Consider the following 1,687-nt stretch of genomic DNA (forward strand, 5'->3'; position numbering starts at 1 on the left):
CGGCTTCTTTTTGTTTTGAGAAAGAATATTCTTTTTGATGTTGCCGAGGATTATGTTCTTGTAAGTTTAAGGGGACCGAGGCGTGTTGGGAAAACTACCTTAGTGAAGCTCTTGCTTAGGGAACTTTTTTTGCGTAGTCTTTCTCATTCGGATAGGGTCAGTCCGTTGAAGGTGGCTTACATACGTTGTGATAGGCCTGGATTGGGTGGCGTTGAGGGTTTAGCTAGTATAATGCGAGATTTTCTTGCGAGAAGGGCGGATTATCCCGGTGATGCTTATGTTTTTCTTGATGAAGTGAGTAGTCTGCGAAACTGGCAGGTTGCTGTGAAGGATCTCTATGATGCGGGTCTTTTGTCTAAAAATAAGGTTAAGATGTTGATTACTGGTAGTCACAGTTTAGATGTTAAAAGGGGTGCTGAGGTTCTTGGGTTAAGAAAAGGAGTGATGTTAGAAGGTGGTAACGACAAGCTGCTTTTTCCGATGAAGTTTTCTGAATATGCATATTACAAGGAACAGTTGGCTGGTAAGCATGCACTTAGAGATTTCTTTACCAGTGAGAGATTCTTAGAAGTTCAGAAGAGAATTGATGCTTTTATGGAACTTACGAAGCTTGGGGGTAAGATGCCATCGACTTTAGAGATGGGTGAAACTTACTTGAATGAGCTTTATGCGTATTTTGAGGATTATCTTTTGACGGGTGGTTTCCCACTTGCGATTCGGCAGCATCTTACTTTGGGAAGGATAAATCCGAGCGTTTACATGGAGTTTGTGGATCTTGCAGTCAAAGATGCAACAAGGTGGCGGTTAAATGAAGACACGCTTTATAATGTTCTTTGGGAATTGTTAGAGGCTGCAAGAGGACCCTTTGAGACCGTTCCAATAAAGGAAACTAGTGCTAACAGTTTAGCTGGCAAGCTTGGAATTTCACATAATACGGTTAAACAATATTTGGACTATCTTGTGGATGCCTTTGTTCTGCTTGAAGTGTCGAAGCTGAAAGAGTTTAGCAGGCGTAGGGCTCCGGCGAAAAGTCCTAAGAAATTTTACTTTTGGGATCCATTAATGTTCTATGCCTTCAAGGCTATAAGTGCGGGGAGTAGGGCGCCTTATTCTATGGTTTTGAATGTGTTAGGCAAGTGGAAAAGTGTTATAACGGAAATGGTTGTTGCTAGTAATGTTGCTCATATGATACTTTCTTTAGAAGTCATTCAGGATATGAGATTGCTGAAGAGGAAAATGTTTTATTATAAGCCGCAACCCGGCAAGGAAATAGACTTTTTAGTAGATATCAAAGGAAAACTCGTCCCAATAGAAGTTTATTCTGGTCAGAAAATCAATAGTGATCACGTGAAAAAGCTAGTCAGGCTAAGTAGGCAGTTAAGGGTTAGAGGAATATTGGTTTATACGGGTAAGCAAACTCTTATAAGTGAAGATTTTGTAGCAATTCCGGCTCCTCTTTTTCTACTTATGGCATAAGTTTGCTACCAGCCAAAAACCATAGATAACAGCATTAATACTCTTTCCTGGTTGTTAAGCAGTTACCCGAAAGTTGGCATGTTGTGTTAAAGACTTCGAAAGCATTTTTCGGTTGTCTGGTTGTCTTTTGTTGTTGTTATTTTAGAGGTGTCAACAACGACTTTTCGTTTTATGGGAAATGGTTTTAGGGCTCTTCTTCTGCTTCTGTGTC

At 40.4% G+C, this 1,687-nt stretch carries 1 protein-coding gene; it reads left to right on the plus strand.

Annotation, left to right across the window (positions count from 1 at the left end):
* Nucleotides 1–15 precede the first annotated feature (15 nt).
* A complete protein-coding gene (locus tag OEX01_09730; GenBank protein ID MDH5449263.1) occupies nt 16–1,476 on the plus strand; it encodes an AAA family ATPase in 1,461 nt (486 codons plus the stop codon).
* Nucleotides 1,477–1,687 lie beyond the last annotated feature (211 nt).

It is taken from the genome of Candidatus Bathyarchaeota archaeon (genome assembly GCA_029882535.1).
Classification (GTDB): domain Archaea; phylum Thermoproteota; class Bathyarchaeia; order Bathyarchaeales; family SOJC01; genus JAOUKM01.